The sequence below is a fragment of the Streptococcus infantis genome (genome assembly GCF_047460825.1).
GTDB classification, from domain to species: domain Bacteria; phylum Bacillota; class Bacilli; order Lactobacillales; family Streptococcaceae; genus Streptococcus; species Streptococcus infantis_V.
In genome coordinates this window covers 16,150-35,402 of the sequence record NZ_JASHFO010000002.1, presented here as the reverse complement: position 1 = coordinate 35,402, position 19,253 = coordinate 16,150, and the positions used below count along the sequence as shown (strand labels likewise).

Annotated in this window: 17 protein-coding genes and 1 pseudogene; 15 read left to right on the top strand and 3 right to left on the bottom strand. The window is 38.1% G+C overall.

Going from position 1 to position 19,253, the window contains the following annotated elements; genetic code table 11:
- Positions 1 to 570 precede the first annotated feature (570 nt).
- The 6 genes from QM911_RS01120 to aguB are packed head-to-tail and all read left to right on the top strand — an operon-like array spanning position 571 to position 7,236.
- Positions 571 to 2,025, top strand: coding sequence for an aminotransferase class I/II-fold pyridoxal phosphate-dependent enzyme (locus QM911_RS01120; protein WP_414312846.1), 1,455 nt, complete (start codon positions 571 to 573; stop codon positions 2,023 to 2,025).
- Positions 2,026 to 2,886 carry a polyamine aminopropyltransferase gene (gene speE / locus QM911_RS01115; RefSeq protein WP_004252874.1) on the top strand — a complete coding sequence of 287 codons (861 nt, stop codon included), beginning with the start codon at positions 2,026 to 2,028 and terminating at the stop codon, positions 2,884 to 2,886.
- A complete protein-coding gene (locus QM911_RS01110) occupies positions 2,883 to 4,142 on the top strand; it encodes a saccharopine dehydrogenase family protein (protein WP_074325005.1) in 1,260 nt (419 codons plus the stop codon). Before speE ends, QM911_RS01110 begins: the two co-directional genes overlap by 4 nt.
- Positions 4,142 to 5,269, top strand: coding sequence for a carboxynorspermidine decarboxylase (gene nspC, locus QM911_RS01105; RefSeq protein WP_414312845.1), 1,128 nt, complete (start codon positions 4,142 to 4,144; stop codon positions 5,267 to 5,269). The genes QM911_RS01110 and nspC overlap by 1 nt, the downstream gene beginning before the upstream one ends.
- Positions 5,266 to 6,351, top strand: coding sequence for an agmatine deiminase (gene aguA / locus QM911_RS01100; protein ID WP_414312844.1), 1,086 nt, complete (start codon positions 5,266 to 5,268; stop codon positions 6,349 to 6,351). Before nspC ends, aguA begins: the two co-directional genes overlap by 4 nt.
- Positions 6,352 to 6,360: 9 nt before the next feature.
- Positions 6,361 to 7,236, top strand: a complete 876-nt coding sequence (gene aguB / locus QM911_RS01095; RefSeq protein WP_414312843.1) for an N-carbamoylputrescine amidase — start codon at positions 6,361 to 6,363, stop codon at positions 7,234 to 7,236.
- A gap of 31 nt (positions 7,237 to 7,267) precedes the next feature.
- On the opposite strand, the gene QM911_RS01090 is transcribed toward aguB, so the two are convergent.
- The 3 genes from QM911_RS01090 to QM911_RS01080 are packed head-to-tail and all read right to left on the bottom strand — an operon-like array spanning position 7,268 to position 9,117.
- Positions 7,268 to 8,083 (bottom strand): TIGR03943 family putative permease subunit, encoded by an 816-nt coding sequence (locus QM911_RS01090; RefSeq protein ID WP_414312842.1) that lies wholly within the window; start codon positions 8,081 to 8,083, stop codon positions 7,268 to 7,270.
- Positions 8,080 to 8,985, bottom strand: coding sequence for a permease (locus QM911_RS01085; RefSeq protein ID WP_049508306.1), 906 nt, complete (start codon positions 8,983 to 8,985; stop codon positions 8,080 to 8,082). The genes QM911_RS01090 and QM911_RS01085 overlap by 4 nt, the downstream gene beginning before the upstream one ends.
- Complete coding sequence (locus QM911_RS01080; RefSeq protein ID WP_000268695.1) at positions 8,986 to 9,117, bottom strand: SPJ_0845 family protein; 132 nt, start codon at positions 9,115 to 9,117, stop codon at positions 8,986 to 8,988. It lies immediately after the preceding gene.
- Positions 9,118 to 9,280: 163 nt separating this feature from the next.
- On the opposite strand from QM911_RS01080, the gene QM911_RS01075 reads away from it, so the two are divergent.
- From QM911_RS01075 to QM911_RS01035, 9 genes and pseudogenes are all read left to right on the top strand, one after another.
- Positions 9,281 to 11,410: a Tex family protein gene (locus QM911_RS01075; protein ID WP_414312841.1), complete on the top strand. Its 2,130-nt coding sequence runs from the start codon at positions 9,281 to 9,283 to the stop codon at positions 11,408 to 11,410.
- Positions 11,397 to 11,846, top strand: coding sequence for a SprT family protein (locus QM911_RS01070; RefSeq protein ID WP_414312840.1), 450 nt, complete (start codon positions 11,397 to 11,399; stop codon positions 11,844 to 11,846). Before QM911_RS01075 ends, QM911_RS01070 begins: the two co-directional genes overlap by 14 nt.
- Before the next feature lie 60 nt (positions 11,847 to 11,906).
- Positions 11,907 to 12,179, top strand: coding sequence for a PspC domain-containing protein (locus QM911_RS01065; protein ID WP_049548413.1), 273 nt, complete (start codon positions 11,907 to 11,909; stop codon positions 12,177 to 12,179).
- 343 nt (positions 12,180 to 12,522) lie between these two features.
- Positions 12,523 to 13,281: an ABC transporter ATP-binding protein gene (locus QM911_RS01060; RefSeq protein ID WP_006152604.1), complete on the top strand. Its 759-nt coding sequence runs from the start codon at positions 12,523 to 12,525 to the stop codon at positions 13,279 to 13,281.
- 1 nt (position 13,282) lies between these two features.
- Positions 13,283 to 15,280 carry an ABC transporter permease gene (locus QM911_RS01055; RefSeq protein WP_414312839.1) on the top strand — a complete coding sequence of 666 codons (1,998 nt, stop codon included), beginning with the start codon at positions 13,283 to 13,285 and terminating at the stop codon, positions 15,278 to 15,280.
- Between the two features lie 205 nt (positions 15,281 to 15,485).
- A complete protein-coding gene (locus QM911_RS01050) occupies positions 15,486 to 17,459 on the top strand; it encodes an ABC transporter permease (RefSeq protein WP_414312838.1) in 1,974 nt (657 codons plus the stop codon).
- Complete coding sequence (locus QM911_RS01045) at positions 17,456 to 18,079, top strand: ATP-binding cassette domain-containing protein (RefSeq protein ID WP_075228579.1); 624 nt, start codon at positions 17,456 to 17,458, stop codon at positions 18,077 to 18,079. Before QM911_RS01050 ends, QM911_RS01045 begins: the two co-directional genes overlap by 4 nt.
- On the top strand, positions 18,076 to 18,576 hold the full coding sequence (locus QM911_RS01040) for a hypothetical protein (RefSeq protein ID WP_414312837.1): 501 nt from the start codon (positions 18,076 to 18,078) through the stop codon (positions 18,574 to 18,576). Before QM911_RS01045 ends, QM911_RS01040 begins: the two co-directional genes overlap by 4 nt.
- Positions 18,577 to 18,877: 301 nt before the next feature.
- Positions 18,878 to 19,079 (top strand): annotated as a pseudogene (locus QM911_RS01035) (IS5/IS1182 family transposase); the annotation flags it as partial.
- Positions 19,080 to 19,253: the final 174 nt, after the last annotated feature.

Sequence of the window (19,253 nt, the reverse complement as noted above, 5' to 3'; positions counted from 1 at the left end):
GCTTATGCCTATCTAAAGGAATTAATTTATTTAGTTCCTTTTTTGTTTTTTGATTTAAATGTAAAACGATTTCTATTTATTGGTTGAATAAATTACACGAACTTAAATATTAAATTATTTTAAAAAGTTCTAAAAATACTTTACAAGATTGTGAAATCATGGTATAGTAATGAAGCTTAGAAAATGAGATGATGTTTTCTAGTAAATATAAACCCGAGTAAAAAATGCCTACGGACAGGCAGGGTTGAATGCCGAAGCGTGGTTGAAAAGCCACATTATTGATAGGGTTAAAAGCCTACTTTTATAAGTTGATGTTAGGACACTTGTCCTAATTCGTAAAGATTTGTTAGTGTGGTGAAAGCACACGTCATCTTGTGAAACGATCAATAAAGTACGTAATATTTGCTACTAGAGAGTTAGGAAACATCAGGAACAGACATACTCAAAAGAAACAAACATAAACACGTCAGTAGATTGTAGAGCAGGTGCCAACCTGCTCTTTTTTCATAAGTATCCTTTAGAACCTTGCATAAGGTGAAAATAACTATGATAAAGGAGTATGTCTCTAAAATGTTAAATCAAAACCAAGCTCCTATTTATGAGGGACTGGTCAAGTTACGAAAAAAAAGAATTGTACCTTTCGATGTACCAGGTCATAAACGTGGCCGCGGGAATCCGGAATTAGTGGAACTTTTAGGGGAAAAATGCGTTGGGATCGATGTCAATTCTATGAAGCCCTTGGACAATCTAGGACATCCTATTTCGATTATTAGAGATGCAGAAGAACTAGCTGCAGAAGCATTTGGTGCTGCTCATGCCTTTTTAATGATCGGTGGGACAACTTCATCCGTGCAGACCATGATTCTTTCTACCTGTAAATCAGGTGATAAGATCATCCTTCCACGAAATGTCCATAAATCAGCTATCAATGCTCTCGTTTTATGCGGAGCTATTCCTATCTATATCGAGATGAGTGTGGATCCAAAAATCGGTATTGCTTTGGGGCTTGAAAATGACCGTGTTGCCCAAGCAATCAAGGACCATCCGGATGCCAAAGCTATCCTAATAAACAATCCAACCTATTATGGGATTTGTTCAGACCTTAAGGGTTTAACAGAGATGGCACACGCCGCAGGAATGAAAGTCTTAGTAGACGAGGCGCACGGTGCTCATCTGCACTTTACAGATAAACTTCCTCTGTCTGCTATGGACGCAGGAGCAGATATGTCAGCTGTATCCATGCATAAGTCCGGTGGCAGCTTGACTCAAAGTTCCCTTCTTTTAGTTGGCGATCAGATGAATCCTGAGTACGTACGTCAAATCATTAACCTGACCCAATCAACATCAGCATCCTACTTGCTAATGGCTAGTCTAGATGTTTCTCGTAGAAACCTAGCCCTTCGTGGCAAAGAGTCCTTTGAGAAAGTTATTGAGCTATCTGAGTACGCACGTCGTGAAATCAATGCCATCGGTGGCTACTATGCCTACTCAAAAGAACTAGTAGATGGTGTCTCGGTTTGTGATTTTGATGTAACCAAGCTGTCAGTTTACACTCAGGGGATTGGTCTAACAGGTATCGAAGTTTATGACCTCTTACGAGATGAGTATGACATTCAGATTGAGTTTGGTGATATCGGCAATATCTTAGCCTACATTTCGATTGGTGACCGTATCCAAGACATTGAGCGCTTGGTAGGTGCTTTGGCTGATATCAAGAGACTATACTCACGAGATGGGAAGGACTTGATTGCTGGAGAATATATCCAGCCTGAGTTGGTGCTGTCTCCTCAGGAAGCCTTTTACTCAAATAGAAGAAGCTTAACATTAGACGAATCCATTGGGCAAGTTTGTGGCGAATTTGTCATGTGCTATCCTCCAGGAATTCCAATCCTAGCGCCAGGTGAACGCATTACACGAGAAATTGTTGATTATATCCAATTTGCAAAAGAACGTGGTTGTTCCCTCCAAGGAACGGAAGATCCAGAGGTCAATCATATCAACGTCATTGAAAGAAAGGAGAACTAGATGGATTTATGGTTTTCTGAAGTTCATACTCCAGATGTCAAGTTAACAATGAGAACAGCCAAACAGCTTTATTCTGGTCAAAGTGAATGGCAGGATATAGAAGTATTAGATACACCAGCTTTTGGAAAGATTTTGATTTTAAATGGGCATGTCTTGTTCTCAGATGCAGATGATTTTGTCTATAATGAAATGACCGTTCACGTTCCTATGGCTGTCCATCCCAATCCAAAGAAAGTTTTGGTTATTGGGGGTGGTGATGGTGGTGTTGCTCAAGTATTAACCCTCTATCCAGAATTGGAACAAATCGATATTGTGGAACCAGACGAGATGCTGGTTGAAGTTTGTCGAGAATACTTCCCAGATTTTGCTGCAGGACTTGATGACCCTCGTGTCACCATTTACTACCAAAATGGACTGAGATTTTTGAGAAATTGTGAAGATGATTACGACATTATCATCAATGATGCGACAGATCCATTTGGCCATACGGAAGGGCTCTTTACCAAGGAATTTTACGGCAATAGTTATAGGGCTCTCAAAGAAGACGGCATCATGATTTACCAGCATGGTAGTCCTTTCTTTGACGAAGATGAGTCAGCATGCCGAAGCATGCACCGAAAGGTCAATCAAGCCTTTCCAATTAGCCGGGTTTACCAGGCTCATATCCCTACCAGTCCTGCTGGCTATTGGTTATTTGGATTTGCATCTAAAAAATATCACCCTGTCAAAGATTTTGACAAGGAAGGCTGGAAAAAACGCCAGCTTTTCACTGAATACTACACTGCAAACTTGCATATTGGTGCCTTTATGTTGCCTAAGTATGTAGAAGACATTTTAGAAGAAGAGGAAGGAAGAAAATGAGTCGTTTATTAGTTATTGGATGTGGGGGAGTTGCCCAAGTTGCTATTTCAAAGATTTGCCAAGATAGCGAAACTTTTAAAGAAATTATGATAGCTAGCCGTACAAAGTCAAAATGTGATGACTTGAAGGCTAAATTAGAAGGCAAAACAAATACTAAGATTGAGACAGCTGCTCTTGATGCTGACAAGGTAGAAGAAGTGATTGCCTTGATTGAAAGCTACAAACCAGAAGCTGTTTTGAACGTAGCTTTACCTTATCAAGACTTGACCATCATGGATGCTTGTTTGGCAACAGGTGTCCACTATATCGATACTGCCAACTACGAGGCTGAGGATACAGAAGACCCTGAATGGCGTGCTATTTATGAGAAACGTTGTAAGGAACTTGGTTTTACTGCCTACTTTGACTACTCATGGCAGTGGGCTTACCAAGAGAAATTCAAAGAAGCAGGTCTGACTGCTCTTCTGGGTTCTGGTTTTGACCCAGGGGTAACAAGCGTCTTTTCAGCATACGCGCTTAAACACTATTTTGATGAAATCCACTATATCGATATTTTAGACTGTAATGGTGGTGACCACGGTTATCCATTTGCAACAAACTTTAACCCAGAAATCAATCTACGTGAAGTTTCTGCACCAGGTTCTTACTGGGAAGATGGAAAATGGGTAGAAGTCGAAGCTATGTCTATCAAACGTGAGTATGATTTCCCTCAAGTTGGTCAAAAAGACATGTATCTACTCCACCATGAAGAAATCGAATCATTGGCAAAGAATATTCCAGGAGTTAAACGCATTCGCTTCTTTATGACTTTTGGTCAATCTTATCTAACGCATATGAAATGCTTGGAAAATGTTGGGCTTCTTCGTACAGATGCTATTAATTTTAACGGCCAAGAAATTGTTCCAATCCAATTCTTGAAAGCCTTGCTTCCAGATCCTGCAAGCCTTGGACCACGCACTGTTGGAAAAACAAATATCGGATGTATCTTTACAGGTGTCAAAGATGGCGTTGAAAAGACAATCTACATCTACAATGTTTGCGACCATCAGGAATGTTATGCAGAGGTTGGTTCACAAGCCATTTCTTATACAACAGGTGTTCCTGCCATGATTGGGACAAAATTAGTGATGGATGGTACATGGAAACAGCCTGGAGTTTATAACCTTGAAGAGTTGGATCCAGACCCATTCATGGAAGCTTTAAATAAATACGGTTTGCCATGGGTTGTGGTTGAAAATCCACAAATGGTGGACTAATGAAATTAGAACAAGTACCAACGCCTTCTTATATCATTGACTTAGGAAAATTAGAAGAGAATTGCCGCATTCTACAAGAAGTTCAAGAAAAGGCAGGCTGTAAGGTTTTACTGGCTCAAAAAGCCTATTCCCTCTATAAAACCTATCCCTTGATTAGCCAGTATCTCTCTGGTACGACGGCTAGTGGATTATACGAAGCTAAGTTAGGGCGAGAAGAATTTCCAGGGGAAGTCCATGTCTTTGCACCAGCTTTCAAGGAAGCTGACATGGAAGAGTTGCTTCAAATATCTGATCATATTGTTTTTAACTCAGAGAGACAACTACGTAAATATGGTCAAATTTGTCGTGAGGCTGGTATTAGTGTAGGTCTACGCCTCAATCCTCAGTGTTCTACTCAGGGAGATCACGCGCTCTATGACCCTTGTGCACCTGGCTCTCGTTTTGGAGTTACTTCGGACAAGATACCTAGTGATTTGCTAGACTTGGTGGACGGGCTTCATTTTCATACTCTTTGTGAGCAAGGGGCTGATGATTTAGCGACAACCTTGAAAGCTGTAGAAGAGCAGTTTGGACAGTACTTGCATCAGGTAAAATGGCTTAATATGGGTGGTGGGCATCACATTACAAGAGATGACTATGATGTGGATTTACTGATTTCTGAGATTAAACGAATTCGAGAAACCTATAACCTTAACGTTTATATCGAACCCGGAGAAGCCATTGCTCTTAATGCTGGTTATTTGGCTACTGAAGTCTTAGACATCGTTGAAAATGGCATTGAGACATTAGTGTTAGATGCTTCAGCAAGCTGCCATATGCCTGATGTTCTTGAAATGCCTTATCGTCCCCCATTGAGAGACGGTTTTGAAGCGCAAGAAAAAGCCTATACTTATAGACTATCTTCTAATACCTGCCTAACAGGTGATATCATTGGTGACTATAGCTTTGAAAATCCAGTTGAGATAGGAGGTAGACTGTATTTCGAGGACATGGCAATCTATTCCTTTGTCAAAAATAATACCTTTAACGGGATTGGACTTCCAAGTTTGTATGTGATGGATAAAGAGGGTGAATGCAGTTTAGTCAAGGCATTTGGTTACCAAGACTTTAAGGAGAGATTATCATGATGGACAGTCCAAAGAAATTAGGTTATCGTATGCCTGCAGAATATGAACCCCATCATGGAACCTTGATGATTTGGCCTACTCGACCCGGATCTTGGCCTTTTCAAGGGTTGGCCGCTAAAAAGGCTTTTAGCCAGATTATTCATACCATTGCTAAAGGTGAACAAGTCTATCTCTTGGTAGACCAAGCTCACTTATCTGAAGCACATTCTTATCTTGGAGACAAGGTCGTTTATCTAGATATCGCAACAAATGATGCCTGGGCACGTGATACAGGTCCGACCATTCTCCTTAATGATAAGAGAGAAAAGTTGGCTGTAGACTGGTCTTTCAATGCTTGGGGTGGTGCTGTTGATGGTCTCTACCAAGACTATGAAGCAGATGACCAAGTAGCTAGTAGTTTTGCTGAGGTGTTGGAAATGCCTGTTTACGATGCCAAACCTTTTGTACTAGAAGGTGGAGCTATTCACAGTGACGGTCAAGGAACGATTCTTGTTACAGAAAGCTGCTTGCTCAGTCCGGGTCGAAATCCCCACCTGACTAAAGAGGAAATCGAGAATATCTTACTAGAGAGCCTTGGTGCAGAAAAAGTTATCTGGCTTCCTTATGGTATTTATCAGGACGAAACCAATGAACACGTCGATAATGTTGCATCATTTGTTGGTCCTGCTGAGGTTGTTTTAGCATGGACGGACGACCAAGATGATCCCCAGTATGCCATGTCTGCAGCTGATTTAGCTATCTTAGAAAAAGAAACTGATGCAAAAGGCCGTCCCTTCACTATTCATAAACTCCCGATTCCAGCTCGTCATCAAGTAGTTACAGAAGAAGATTTACCGGGCTATTCTTATGAAGAAGGAGAAGAGGAGCGCTATGCCGGGGAACGTCTAGCAGCTTCCTATGTGAACTTTTACATTGCTAATAAGTCTGTATTAGTACCACAATTTCAGGATGTAAATGACCAAGTGGCCTTGAATATTCTGAGCCAGTTTTTCCCAGACCGTGAAGTTGTCGGAATTCCTGCAAGAGATATTCTATTAGGTGGTGGAAATATCCACTGCATTACCCAACAAATTCCAGAATAGGAGAAAAAGATGAGAAATGTAACGGTTGCAGCTATTCAGATGCAATGCGCTAAGGATGTTGAAACCAATATCCAAACAGCTGAACGTTTAGTTCGACAAGCTGCTGAGCAAGGAGCCCAAATTATTCTCTTGCCTGAATTATTTGAACGTCCCTATTTCTGTCAGGAACGTCAGTATGACTACTACCAGTATGCCCAATCGGTGACAGAAAATACGGCTATTCAGCATTTTAAAGGAATTGCCAAGGAGCTTAAGGTCGTTTTACCGATCAGTTTCTATGAAAAAGATGGTAATGTTTTATACAATTCTATTGCTGTCATTAATGCGGATGGAGAAGTACTAGGAGTTTATCGCAAAACACATATACCAGACGATCATTACTACCAAGAGAAATTCTTTTTCACACCTGGAAATACTGGTTTCAAGGTCTGGGATACTCGCTATGCCAAGATTGGTATCAGCATTTGTTGGGACCAGTGGTTCCCTGAAACAGCACGTTGCCTTGCATTGAATGGTGCTGAATTACTCTTTTATCCAACAGCCATTGGTTCAGAGCCGATTTTGGATACAGATAGTTGTGGCCATTGGCAACGAACCATGCAAGGGCACGCAGCAGCAAATATTGTCCCAGTTATCGCAGCCAATCGTTATGGTTTGGAAGAAGTCCAACCTTGCGAGGAAAATGGGGGACAAAGTTCTAGCCTTAACTTTTACGGTTCATCCTTTATGACCGATGAAACAGGAGCTATTCTAGAGCGAGCTGAAAGACAAGGAGAAGCTGTTCTGCTAGTAACTTATGACCTTGATAAGGGAGCAAGCGAACGCCTAAACTGGGGACTGTTTCGTGATAGAAGACCAGACATGTATAAAGATATTGTCAGATGAAAATAAAAAGTAGCCCATTCAGGCTACTTTTTTAAAATTCTTTATAAACATAAGGGTTCTCTGGTTTGTCTACTTTGATGAAAGACTGGACTTCAAGGGTTGGGAGGACTTGGTTGAGTTCCTTGTGATAGCGATTGTTAATCTTACCTTTGACTTTTACCCAGGTGTTATTTTCGTAATGATTGGTATTTCCAGTGGTCAAGAGGCCAAAAACTCCTGAATCAGCGATACAGTGCATGATACCAAAGCGAAAAATAAATTGACTATTGGTATGATTTGGATCGTTGTAGACAAAGCCAGTAAACTCTATTTCCTTACCTTCAAATTCATTTGGAAAATCGTAGATAACTTCCATGACTTCCAAGTAATTCTCATCCTTGATGACAATGCTTGATTGGGACAAGTATTTATCAGCACTCTTACGAACAGTATCTACATAAGCTGTGTGTGAATAAAACCTACTCGTATCTGGTTTAAGATACTGACTGCTAGTTCCTTCACTTGCTTGGATTGCCTTGTCAGTTCCTTCTGACAGAGGAAAATAATATCCTTTTGCCGATACTGTTTGCGAATCTAGCTCGACAGTTGGAAATGTAAATCCAACTAACAAAGGTAAACTTAGGAGGACAAAACTAGCAAGCTTGGCAGAAAACTTATGTAAGTGACTGTGTTCTTTCAAACGCTTGAAGCAAATATAGGCTTGTACAATGGCTAGTAACAAAGATAGAACCATGGTGATATAAGCCAAATAAGAGTAGTGGAGGTTTAGATATTGATTGAGCTTACCAGATAGGTGTAGATAAAGGGTTAAGAAAAAATAACTAATCAAAATAAGAAATCGCATCATAGCATCACCCCGACTAGATAAGAATAGACAAGAACAACAAGAGTCACAATGGTCATGAACTGCCAAATAAAGCGAGTTTTAAGATAATTCTTCATCATGAGTAGGTTTTTGACATCAAGCATTGGTCCAATAACCAGAAAGGCAAGGACTGGCGCAAATCCGAAACTAGAGAGCAACGAAGAGCCAATAAAGGCATCCGCTTCACTACAAAGTGATAGAAGGAAGGATAAGACCATCAAGAGAACGATTGCAAGTAGAGGTGTTGCGCTGATAGAAGTCAGGATCCGAGTTGGTACATAGACTTGGACTATGCTAGCAAAAATACAGCCAAAAACCAAGTAACGTCCCATATCAAAGAATTCATCAATAGCTTGGATAAAGACCTGAAGAAGTTTCTGACCTTTGGTCAAGTGAGAAAAATCATGTTCATGACAAGCTAGCCTATTTTCCTTTTGAATCGATCCTTCCCAGAAAAATCCAAGTAAGATACCCAATATAGTAGCAACAAGAATCGAACCTAAAGCGCGGAGTAAGACCATTTTAAATGAATTACCAAAGGCTGAATAGGTCGCAAAGAGTACGATAGGATTGATGATAGGAGCGGTTACTAGAAAGGGAACAGCTGTATAGCTTGGAACCTTCTTCTCTAAGAAACGATTAATGATAGGAACAATTCCACACTCACAAGAGGGAAAGAGAAACCCTATGAAGGTACCAAAAAAGATCCTCCCCAAACGATTTTTAGGGAGAAATCTATATACTTTTTCAGGAGTCACATAGACTTCAATAGCACCTGAGATAATACTACCAATTAAGACAAATGGTAGGGCTTCAATGATGATTGATAAAAAGATAGCGCCAGCTTGTAACACACTAAAAGGTAGACTTTGAAAGAGTGTCATCTATTTTTTCTTTTCTGCTTTATCTTTCTTTTCTTTGTCATCTGGAAATGTCACTTGCTTTAAATCAGGAAGTTTAGCGAACTCTTCGAACATCTTATCTAAGTCATCAGTTTTTGTAAATTTAACAGCCATAAGGCATACCTCGATTCTTATTGTTTCCTCTATTATACTATTATTTCAGCCAAAAGGTTTAATTTTAAATTGACAATACAAATGAATTTTTATCTTCAACAAATACCAAGCTAACTGTGACATTAATGAAAACAAGCTTTCTTCCTTATGGTATAATAGTTTCATGGATAAAAAATATGAAAAAATTTCCCAAGATTTGGGTGTAACCTTAAAGCAAATTGATACGGTCTTGTCTTTGACAGCAGAAGGAGCAACCATTCCCTTTATCGCTCGTTATCGGAAAGACATGACTGGTAGTTTGGATGAGGTGGCTATTAAAGCTATTATCGACCTTGATAAAAGTCTTACCAACCTCAATGACCGTAAGGAAGCTGTTTTGTCAAAAATCAAAGAGCAAGGTAAGTTGACCAAAGAGTTAGAAGAAGCCATCTTAGCTGCTGAAAAACTAGCGGATGTTGAAGAACTTTATCTTCCTTATAAAGAAAAACGCCGTACTAAGGCGACAATTGCGCGTGAGGCAGGGCTTTTCCCTCTTGCTCGCTTAATCTTACAAAATGTTTCTGACCTAGAAAAAGAAGCAGAAGCATTTGTCTGTGAAGGATTCGAGACTCCACAAGATGCTTTAGCAGGTGCAGTAGATATTTTGGTTGAAGCTCTCTCTGAGGATATCAACTTACGTTCAATGACTTATCAAGAGGTCCTTAGACATTCTAAGATTACATCTCAACTTAAAGACGAAACTCTTGATGAAAAACAAGTCTTTCAGATTTATTACGATTTCTCGGAGACGGTTGCCAATATGCAGGGCTACCGTACACTTGCCCTTAATCGTGGTGAGAAGCTAGGCATCTTGAAGATTGGTTTTGAGCATGCAGTTGAACGTATTCAATCCTTCTTTGCTGCTCGTTTCAAAGTTAAGAACGCCTATATTGACGAAGTTATTCAGCAATCTGTTAAGAAAAAAGTATTGCCAGCTATTGAGCGCCGTATTCGTACCGAACTAACTGAGAAGGCAGAAGAAGGAGCCATTCAACTCTTCTCAGAAAACCTTCGAAATCTTCTCCTTGTTGCACCTCTTAAAGGGCGCGTGGTTCTTGGATTTGACCCTGCCTTTCGTACAGGTGCCAAGCTTGCAGTCGTAGATGCGACTGGTAAAATGTTGACGACACAAGTCATTTACCCAGTAAAACCAGCTTCAGCTCGTCAGATTGAAGAAGCCAAGCGTGATTTGGCAGATTTGATTGGCCAATACGGTGTTGAAATCATCGCTATCGGAAATGGAACTGCTAGTCGTGAAAGTGAAGCTTTTGTCGCCGAAGTGCTTAAGGATTTTCCAGAGGTCAGCTATATCATTGTTAATGAGAGCGGTGCATCTGTCTACTCAGCTAGTGAACTTGCCCGTCAAGAGTTTCCTGACTTAACTGTTGAAAAACGTTCGGCAATCTCAATCGCTCGTCGTTTGCAAGACCCACTTGCTGAATTGGTTAAAATTGACCCTAAATCCATCGGTGTTGGGCAGTATCAACACGATGTTAGCCAAAAGAAACTATCTGAAAGTCTTGATTTCGTGGTAGATACAGTAGTTAACCAAGTCGGTGTCAATATCAATACAGCTAGTCCAGCCTTGCTATCTCATGTCGCAGGGCTTAACAAAACTATTTCAGAAAATATTGTTAGGTATCGTGAAGAAGAAGGAAAAATCACCTCACGAGCTCAAATCAAGAAAGTTCCCCGTTTAGGTGCTAAAGCGTTTGAACAGGCTGCAGGATTCCTCCGTATCCCTGAAAGTAGCAATATCCTTGACAATACTGGTGTTCACCCAGAAAACTATGCTGCAGTCAAGGAACTCTTCAAACGTTTGGACATTAAAGAACTAAATGAAGAAGCGCAAGCCAAACTCAAATCTATTTCAATCAAGGAAATGGCCCAAGAGCTAGACCTTGGTCAAGAAACACTTAAAGATATTATCGCAGACCTTCTCAAACCAGGTCGTGATTTCCGTGATTCTTTTGACGCTCCAGTCCTTCGGCAGGATGTCTTGGATATCAAAGACTTGAAAGTTGGCCAGCAGCTTGAGGGCGTTGTTCGTAACGTCGTTGACTTCGGTGCCTTTGTTGACATTGGTATTCACGAGGATGGCCTGATTCATATCTCTCACATGAGCAAGAAATTTATCAAACATCCAAGTCAAGTAGTATCGGTCGGCGATTTGGTAACCGTTTGGGTTAAAAAAATAGATGCTGACCGCGAAAAAGTGAATCTGTCGCTCCTTGCTCCAGATGAATCTAACTGATTACGTCAAACAAGTTTCTTTAGAGGATTTTGGAAAACCTTTCAAACATCAAGCTCAGTGGAATACTCGTCTGCGGTCGACAGGTGGACGATTCTTTCCAAATGACGGGCATTTGGATTTTAATCCAAAAGTCTATCAAGAACTTGGTATAGAGGTGTTTCGGAAAATCGTCCGTCATGAGCTCTGCCATTATCACCTTTATTTTGAAGGTAAGGGCTATCAACATAAGGATTTAACCTTTAAGCAGCTTCTAAAAGAGGTCAATGGTCTACGCTTTGTTCCTCCCTTATCAAGTGTTAATCAAACACCAGCTCTAGTCTATACTTGTCAGACTTGTCACCAAACCTATCAACGAAAGCGACGAATTGATACTAAACGTTATCGTTGTGGTCTTTGTCGTGGCAAACTTATCCTACAAAATCCGCCTAAGGACTGATGCAAGCAGTTTTTATTTCATGTTATACTTATTACAAGAATACCGAAAGAGGTACAAATCATGAATAGAAAATTTTATAAAATGAGACGAAATCGTATGATATCAGGAGTACTTGCTGGACTATCTGATAAATGGGATCTTGATGTCACCCTTGTGCGCTTCATTTTTGCTATCTTTACAATCGCAAACTTTGGACTTGGAATCATCATCTACATCATCTTAGCCTCTATCTTGCCAACAAAGGAAGATATCGAAGCAGAAATGTACGGAACAGGACCACGTAAGATTAAAGAGGCTGAACCAATCGATGATAATGAAGGTTGGTTTTGGTAACCATATTACCATTCATTTGAAGTATTAAACCCTTGTAGTATCAAGGGTTTTTCTTTTGCTTAAAAATTTGTGGTAAACTAATAGTAGTTCATATCAAAAAAATAATCCAATCTTACAAAAATGTAAGATTACAGACCTCTTTTGTAAGGTTATGTTATGGAACCAACTCTTTTTTTAGAGTACACTTATATCAGAAAGATAAAGTAGCAATACTATGAAAACAATTTTACAAAAGAAACAAACAAGTAAGCCGAGTCCAAAGGATATCGAGCGAGTTCAAATCGGCATCGAAATGATGCAAGCTCAGTTTCAATTAATGGGATATTAAAAAGGAGAAGTTAAAATGACACTATTAGATGTAAAACACGTTCAAAAGATTTATAAAACTCGCTTTCAAGGCAACCAAGTAGAAGCCCTGAAAGATATTCACTTTACCGTTGAAAAAGGCGATTACGTTGCTATTATGGGTGAGTCTGGATCTGGTAAATCTACTCTACTCAATATTCTTGCTATGCTTGACAAGCCAACGCGTGGGCAGGTCTTCCTAAACGGAACTGACACAGCTACCATTAAAAATTCTGAAGCATCAAGCTTCCGTCGTGAAAAGTTAGGCTTTGTCTTCCAAGACTTCAATTTGTTAGATACGCTTTCTGTTAAAGACAATATCTTACTCCCTTTGGTATTGTCTAGAAAGCCTATAACAGAAATGATGAAAAAATTGGTCGTGACGGCCGAAAATCTTGGCATCAATCAATTGCAGGAGAAGTACCCTTATGAAATCTCTGGAGGGCAAAAACAAAGGGTAGCAGTTGCACGGGCTATCATCACAGAACCAGAAATTCTTCTTGCGGACGAGCCAACAGGTGCCCTAGACTCTAAATCGTCTGCAGCTCTCCTTGATATCTTTGATCAGATCAATGAACAAGGGCAAACCATTCTCATGGTGACCCACTCAACAGCTGCGGCCAGCCGTGCAAAACGTGTTCTTTTCATCAAGGACGGTATTCTCTATAATCAAATTTATCGAGGTGAAAAGACGGATCGTCAGATGTTCCAAGAAATCTCTGACACCTTGACTGTTATGGCAAGTGAGGTGAACTAGTATGTTTCGATTAACCAATAAGCTGGCCATATCCAACTTAATCAAAAACCGCAAACTCTATTATCCCTTTGCTTTGGCAGTCATTTTGGCAGTTACTATCAGCTATCTCTTTTACTCTCTGACCTTCAATCCCAAGATTGCGGAAATCCGTGGAGGATCCACCATTCAAACTACTCTAGGATTTGGTATGTTTGTCGTCACCCTTGCGTCAGCCATTATCGTCCTTTATGCCAATAGTTTTGTTATGAAAAATCGCTCAAAAGAACTGGGTGTCTATGGTATGTTGGGACTAGAAAAGTGCCATTTAATTGGTATGACCTTCAAGGAGCTCCTGATATTTGGTTTAGTAACAGTGACTTCTGGGATTGGCATTGGTGCCCTCTTTGACAATCTCATCTTTGCTATATTGCTTAAACTTGCAAAGATGAAGGTAGAGCTAGTCGCAACCTTTCAATGGTCCGTAGTCCTTTCAATTCTTCTAGTATTTGGTCTTATCTTTTTAGTCCTTGTGTTTCTAAATACCCTACGTATCATCCGTATGGATGCTCTGCAACTATCTCGTGAAAAAGTAGAAGGGGAGAAGAAGGGACGTTTCTTAGTCCTTCAAACTTTACTAGGGCTAATTGCACTAGGTAGTGGCTACTATCTAGCACAAAGCGTAAAAGATCCAGTTTCAGCGACTGTTACTTTCTTTATAGCCGTCCTGTTGGTAATTGTTGCGACCTACCTCTTATTCAATGCGGGTATTACAGTTTTCTTACAGCTACTCAAGAAAAACAAAAGATATTACTACCAACCCAATAACCTCATCTCTGTTTCTAACCTTATCTTTCGTATGAAGAAAAACGCTGTCGGTTTAGCAACCATTACCATCCTTTCAACCATGGTTTTAATCACCATGTCTGCAGCAACCAGTATCTACAACGGTTCTGAAAATATAAAAAATATCATGTATCCTCATGATTTCGATGTTAAGGCTAAGGGAAATAATATTGAAGTTGAGAATTTAGACCAACTATTGACTCAATATGCCAGTGAAAAGAACTTGACGATTAGCAATAAAGACGTTCTTAGCTATGCTAGCTTTGGCCTTTCTAGTCAAGATGGAACTAAATTAACCATTATGACTAAAGAACAAATCACGGAATTACCTAAGACAGTTTTTCTAGTATTTGATCAAAAAGACTATGCAAAAATGACTGGACAAAAGCTTGATTTAACGGATAATGAAGTCGGACTGTGGGCTAAAAATGACCAACTAAAAGGTCAGAAATCATTTAGTCTTAACAGTCAGGAGTATAGTATCAAGCAAGAAATCCAGCAAGATTTTTTAGCTAACCATGTTTCCAATCTCTATATCCTTTTAGTTTCAGATTTTAACTACCTAGTTGTACCAGATCTTCAAAGCTTTTTGGATCAGTACCAAGATTCTGCTGTCTACACTCAGTTCTACGGTGGTATGGATGTCACCGCAAGTCTAGAGGAACAGTTAAAACTAGCTGATGATTTTGATGAGTATGTAAATAATTTTAGCCATAATCTCAAGAGTGAAGATGCTATGGTTTACGGGGGTAATGGTTCAAGTGATGCAATTGCCCAAATGAATGCTCTCTATGGAGGGGTTCTCTTTATCGGTATTTTCCTCTCTATCATCTTTATGATAGGTACTGTACTGCTTATCTACTATAAACAAATCTCAGAAGGTTATGAAGACCGTGAACGCTTTGTCATCCTGCAGAAGGTTGGTTTGGATCAAAAACAAATCAAGCAAACCATTAACAAGCAGGTCTTGACTGTCTTCTTCCTCCCTGTAATCTTTGCCTTCCTACACCTTGCTTTTGCCTATCACATGTTGAGTTTGATTCTCAAGGTTATTGGTGGTGTGGATACAGCTATGATGTTAAGTGTAACACTTTCCATTTGTGGTATCTTTGCTTTAGTCTATGTCCTAATCTTTATGATTACTTCAAGAAGTTATCGCAAGATTGTTCAAATATAATAAGAAGTGTTTGTCAAGGAATCATAGTATTAACCCCAACGAATATTTTGGGAACGTTAAAGTTCACGATAAAAAAGATTATAGATAGACATTTCAAGAAAAAATCTTGAAACGATGTTCGCTTAAATGCATATTGGGATTATTATGGATTCTAAAAATAATTTATGAAAACAAGAGTCCCAATGAAAAGATATGGTAAGTGCTTATGAAATTAAAATTATGTATCATTGGATTCTTCTTTTGTTTGATTGCTGCAATTGGTCTGGTCACTATTAGCGATACCGAAACGCCCATACCTTTACCAATTGATGGTGCTTTTTCTATTCAAGGGAAAAGCAATCTTTCTAATAACGAAATTTACGAAATGATTCGTGACCTATCAAAAACGGAAAAAGTTACCATTTACAAGCCGATTGTTCAGAGTTCGGGTCAGTTGAAGTATGTAAATTTCGATGATGCAAACAATGAACAGTTAAAGTCAGTACCGATAATAGGGATGTATTACACCCTTGGGGAAATGGATGTAGACAGTTTGAAACCACTTACGATGACAGGACTACAAACAGTCTATATGGCTTATCCTTGGTATATAGGAGGAATCTTACAATTTACTGGAACTTTAAGAATACTGTTAATGGGGTCCATTTACTTAACTTTATTAGTTGTTTTATTTGTTGTTAGGACGAGGCAGATCAAAGAAGGAGTGATACGACGTTCTTTGGGCTTGCCTGTATACGACCTTAGAAGAGAGTATGGCATTTCTCTTATTTTTGAACTGATTATGATGGCTTTATTGATGATTTCTTACAGTTCTTTTTTGGGAAATGGTTTCTTAACCTATAGTTCTAAGTTATTTTTCTCTCTGCTTATAACGAATTTTATACTATTTCAAATCATTGATCTCATCACCTTTGTTTTATTTTGGTTGACGATTCAGATTGAAAAGCCCATTGAAATTATCAAAAACAAGGCGAAAAACAAGCTTATTTTTGTCGTATGGCTTGCCATTATTTCGATTATTATCGTTGTATCAGGAATTTTTTTACAAGAAACAAAGAGTAGCCAATCCAGTATTAACATACAGATACAGAATTTAGTACCATGGGACACAGTAAAAGACTGGAGAAGGATTGAGTTCCTTGGAATTGAAAATAACTCTGCTAAAAATGGAGAAGTAAGTGATTCGGATGGTCAGTATCTACAGATAGCTGCTTCCTTAAAAAACTTAGATTATTTATATATAGAACGATCCTCGGCCTATGTTCCAGATACATCTCATGCTTTAGAAGACTTTTCTAAACAATTAGAAAATGATGGAATAACGAACCCAGAAATAAATAAAGATCTGATTTATATCAATCAAACAGGTGCTAACCTACAAAATAAAGTGAATGGAACAAACTATCATCTTTTAGATAATAAGATAGCAACTATCTATATTCCTGAAAAATGGAAAGAAAACCAGAAATCTATTGAGAATACAGTTGTAGCAGAACAATTTATTGGAACAAACTATACAAAAGAAGAACTTGCAGTACAAATAATTCCTGATGGTAATAAGATTTTTTATTTCAATGAGGATGCTGATATCGATCATAAAAATAAAGATATTTTACCAATGCCAAGTGTAGCAGATAGCAAAGATAACATTGTTGTTGTGTTAGATACAGACAAAATGATCGAAAACAACAAGTTTACTTTGGCTAGTAATATAACTAATAAGTCTCTTTTTAGTCCTGAGGCGGTAAAGAAAATAAATGAGATGGCTACCCAGTTGAATGTTTCAATGAATCCAGTAGATGTTTACCAAATTGTGAAGTTGAAGATCCAATCTTTAGAGCACCAAATTCTACTGTCACAAATCTTGCAGAAGATAATTTACAGTATTGTCTTTATACTCATTTATCAATATGTCCAACTTTATATTGCCCTAAAACAGAATGAATATGTGAAGAAAATCATTTTGGGTCTGTCAAAAACATATATAGCAATTTCAAGTCTCAAGTATTTTATGATGACTATTACAATGGTTATCCTATTTACATTTCTTATGACAGGTCAAATAGAGTTGCTATATATTGGTCTTGCTTCTCTGCTGGTTTTGATGTTGTCAATAATCATGAGTTTTAGAAAATTATCTGAAAGCTATACTAAAATTTTAAAAGGAGATGAAACATGACAATTGACCTTTTGAACGTTTCAAAAAGTTTCGGCTCAAAGAAGATCTTTACAGACTTAAATTTAAGATTTGAATCTGGAAAAAGTTATGCATTGATTGGAGGTTCCGGATCTGGTAAAAGCACCCTTCTTAATATTATAGGAAGATTAGAAAAAATTGATAGTGGGAATGTTTTAGTTGATAAACAGGATATTTGGAAGATAAAAGAAAGAACTTTTTTTAAAAATACTGTTGGATATGTATTTCAAAATTATTCTTTAATCGAAAACAAAACAGTATATGATAATCTGAAACTTATCACTAAAGACAAAAAAACAATAACTGATGTACTTGAAAAAGTAGGACTGTCAAGTGACTATTTACATCAAAAAATATATGAATTGTCTGGAGGGCAGGCTCAACGTGTAGCTATTGCCAGAATGTTAATGAAACCACGTAAAATTATCTTAGCAGATGAACCCACAGGAGCTTTAGATGGTGAGATTGGAAAAGAAATCATTCGTTTATTATTAAATGAAAGAGATGAAGACAAATATGTTATTATAGCGACGCATGATCCAGCTGTCTATAACAAAGTTGATGTGATCATTGATATGAAAGATATAGGGGATAATGTATGAAAAAGATAATTTATATTGCTTTGATCTTTGTAGCTGGGTTACTTGCCTTCTTCTTTTTTAGAAAACAAATGATCTCAAAAGAGAATACCAATAAACCAACGTTGGAGTTAACAGTTTTTACGGTTTCTTCTAGTGATACAGAAAAATGGAATAAAGTGAAACAAGTAGAAACGGAAGAAGCTACATACATCATAACTGTGAAAGAAGTAGTGTCTTCAGAAGAAGTATTTTCAAACATCATTGCAAATGGTGCTGCTTCTGGGTTCGGAGTTCGTGAAGAAGAAGTGAAGCAATTTAATAATAATTTAGGAGACACTATAGAGGACTCTAAGCATAATAAACTCATTGACATAGAATTTTTTACTTTTTCTAATGCTGACGAGGGATTTGTAGTAGCAAATTTTGACTATGGTAAAGAAGAGTTGAATTCTCAAAAAAAAGATATAAAAGACTTATATAAAAAAATATATGAATCTTTTAAAGAAAAAAGTAAGTGATTGGGATTTATTTGCCTGTTTTGATAGAAAAAAAGTCAATTTTTAATCCTAGTATTTTATCTTAATAATCGCGCTTTTTAGTTGATAAAACTTACAAATACTCCTGAAGAAGACAATGACATTCAGTTTACTTATGTGTATCATGTGTATATAAAGTTAGGTCTATCGCATCATCAATTTATGTTTATCAATAATCGAGCAAATGTTGCGTCATTTGATATTTCAGAGGTTCAGAAAGAATCACTTTCTCATGTCATGCTTTAAAATTACAGTAACAAAGAACACATAGAAAATCCTGATAATGTTTACAGGTTATAACATAAATCAGTTGAGTTTGGAAGTAATTTTGTTCTGTTATATTCTAACAATTCATGAATATTAAATAATTAGTTTATTTGTTGACAGTATCCCAAGTCAAATGTTTCTATAGGAAAATTCTCATACTGGTTGCCCTGACTTTTTTCAGCTATGTTTATGAAAATGCACTGTTCGCTTATGCTCTTTAAGTCTTCTCTGGACATAAAATCGCTCAAATGAACCCTGAAAATGGTAGAGCATAGATTATTTGTTGCTTTAGAAGAGTACGTGTTAGGAATAAACAAGCAGTCGAAGCAGAGATATGATTCACCTTCATGACTATGAATTTCACAAAATTAGTCAAGAATCCAGCCTCTAAA

Bases quoted from the DNA above. Each gene is read 5' to 3' on its own strand.
- QM911_RS01120 (WP_414312846.1), top strand. From the start codon at position 571: ATGTTAAATCAAAACCAAGCTCCTATTTATGAGGGACTGGTCAAGTTA.
- speE (WP_004252874.1), top strand. From the start codon at position 2,026: ATGGATTTATGGTTTTCTGAAGTTCATACTCCAGATGTCAAGTTAACA.
- QM911_RS01110 (WP_074325005.1), top strand. From the start codon at position 2,883: ATGAGTCGTTTATTAGTTATTGGATGTGGGGGAGTTGCCCAAGTTGCT.
- nspC (WP_414312845.1), top strand. From the start codon at position 4,142: ATGAAATTAGAACAAGTACCAACGCCTTCTTATATCATTGACTTAGGA.
- aguA (WP_414312844.1), top strand. From the start codon at position 5,266: ATGATGGACAGTCCAAAGAAATTAGGTTATCGTATGCCTGCAGAATAT.
- aguB (WP_414312843.1), top strand. From the start codon at position 6,361: ATGAGAAATGTAACGGTTGCAGCTATTCAGATGCAATGCGCTAAGGAT.
- QM911_RS01090 (WP_414312842.1), bottom strand. From the start codon at position 8,083: ATGATGCGATTTCTTATTTTGATTAGTTATTTTTTCTTAACCCTTTAT.
- QM911_RS01085 (WP_049508306.1), bottom strand. From the start codon at position 8,985: ATGACACTCTTTCAAAGTCTACCTTTTAGTGTGTTACAAGCTGGCGCT.
- QM911_RS01080 (WP_000268695.1), bottom strand. From the start codon at position 9,117: ATGGCTGTTAAATTTACAAAAACTGATGACTTAGATAAGATGTTCGAA.
- QM911_RS01075 (WP_414312841.1), top strand. From the start codon at position 9,281: ATGGATAAAAAATATGAAAAAATTTCCCAAGATTTGGGTGTAACCTTA.
- QM911_RS01070 (WP_414312840.1), top strand. From the start codon at position 11,397: ATGAATCTAACTGATTACGTCAAACAAGTTTCTTTAGAGGATTTTGGA.
- QM911_RS01065 (WP_049548413.1), top strand. From the start codon at position 11,907: ATGAATAGAAAATTTTATAAAATGAGACGAAATCGTATGATATCAGGA.
- QM911_RS01060 (WP_006152604.1), top strand. From the start codon at position 12,523: ATGACACTATTAGATGTAAAACACGTTCAAAAGATTTATAAAACTCGC.
- QM911_RS01055 (WP_414312839.1), top strand. From the start codon at position 13,283: ATGTTTCGATTAACCAATAAGCTGGCCATATCCAACTTAATCAAAAAC.
- QM911_RS01050 (WP_414312838.1), top strand. From the start codon at position 15,486: ATGAAATTAAAATTATGTATCATTGGATTCTTCTTTTGTTTGATTGCT.
- QM911_RS01045 (WP_075228579.1), top strand. From the start codon at position 17,456: ATGACAATTGACCTTTTGAACGTTTCAAAAAGTTTCGGCTCAAAGAAG.
- QM911_RS01040 (WP_414312837.1), top strand. From the start codon at position 18,076: ATGAAAAAGATAATTTATATTGCTTTGATCTTTGTAGCTGGGTTACTT.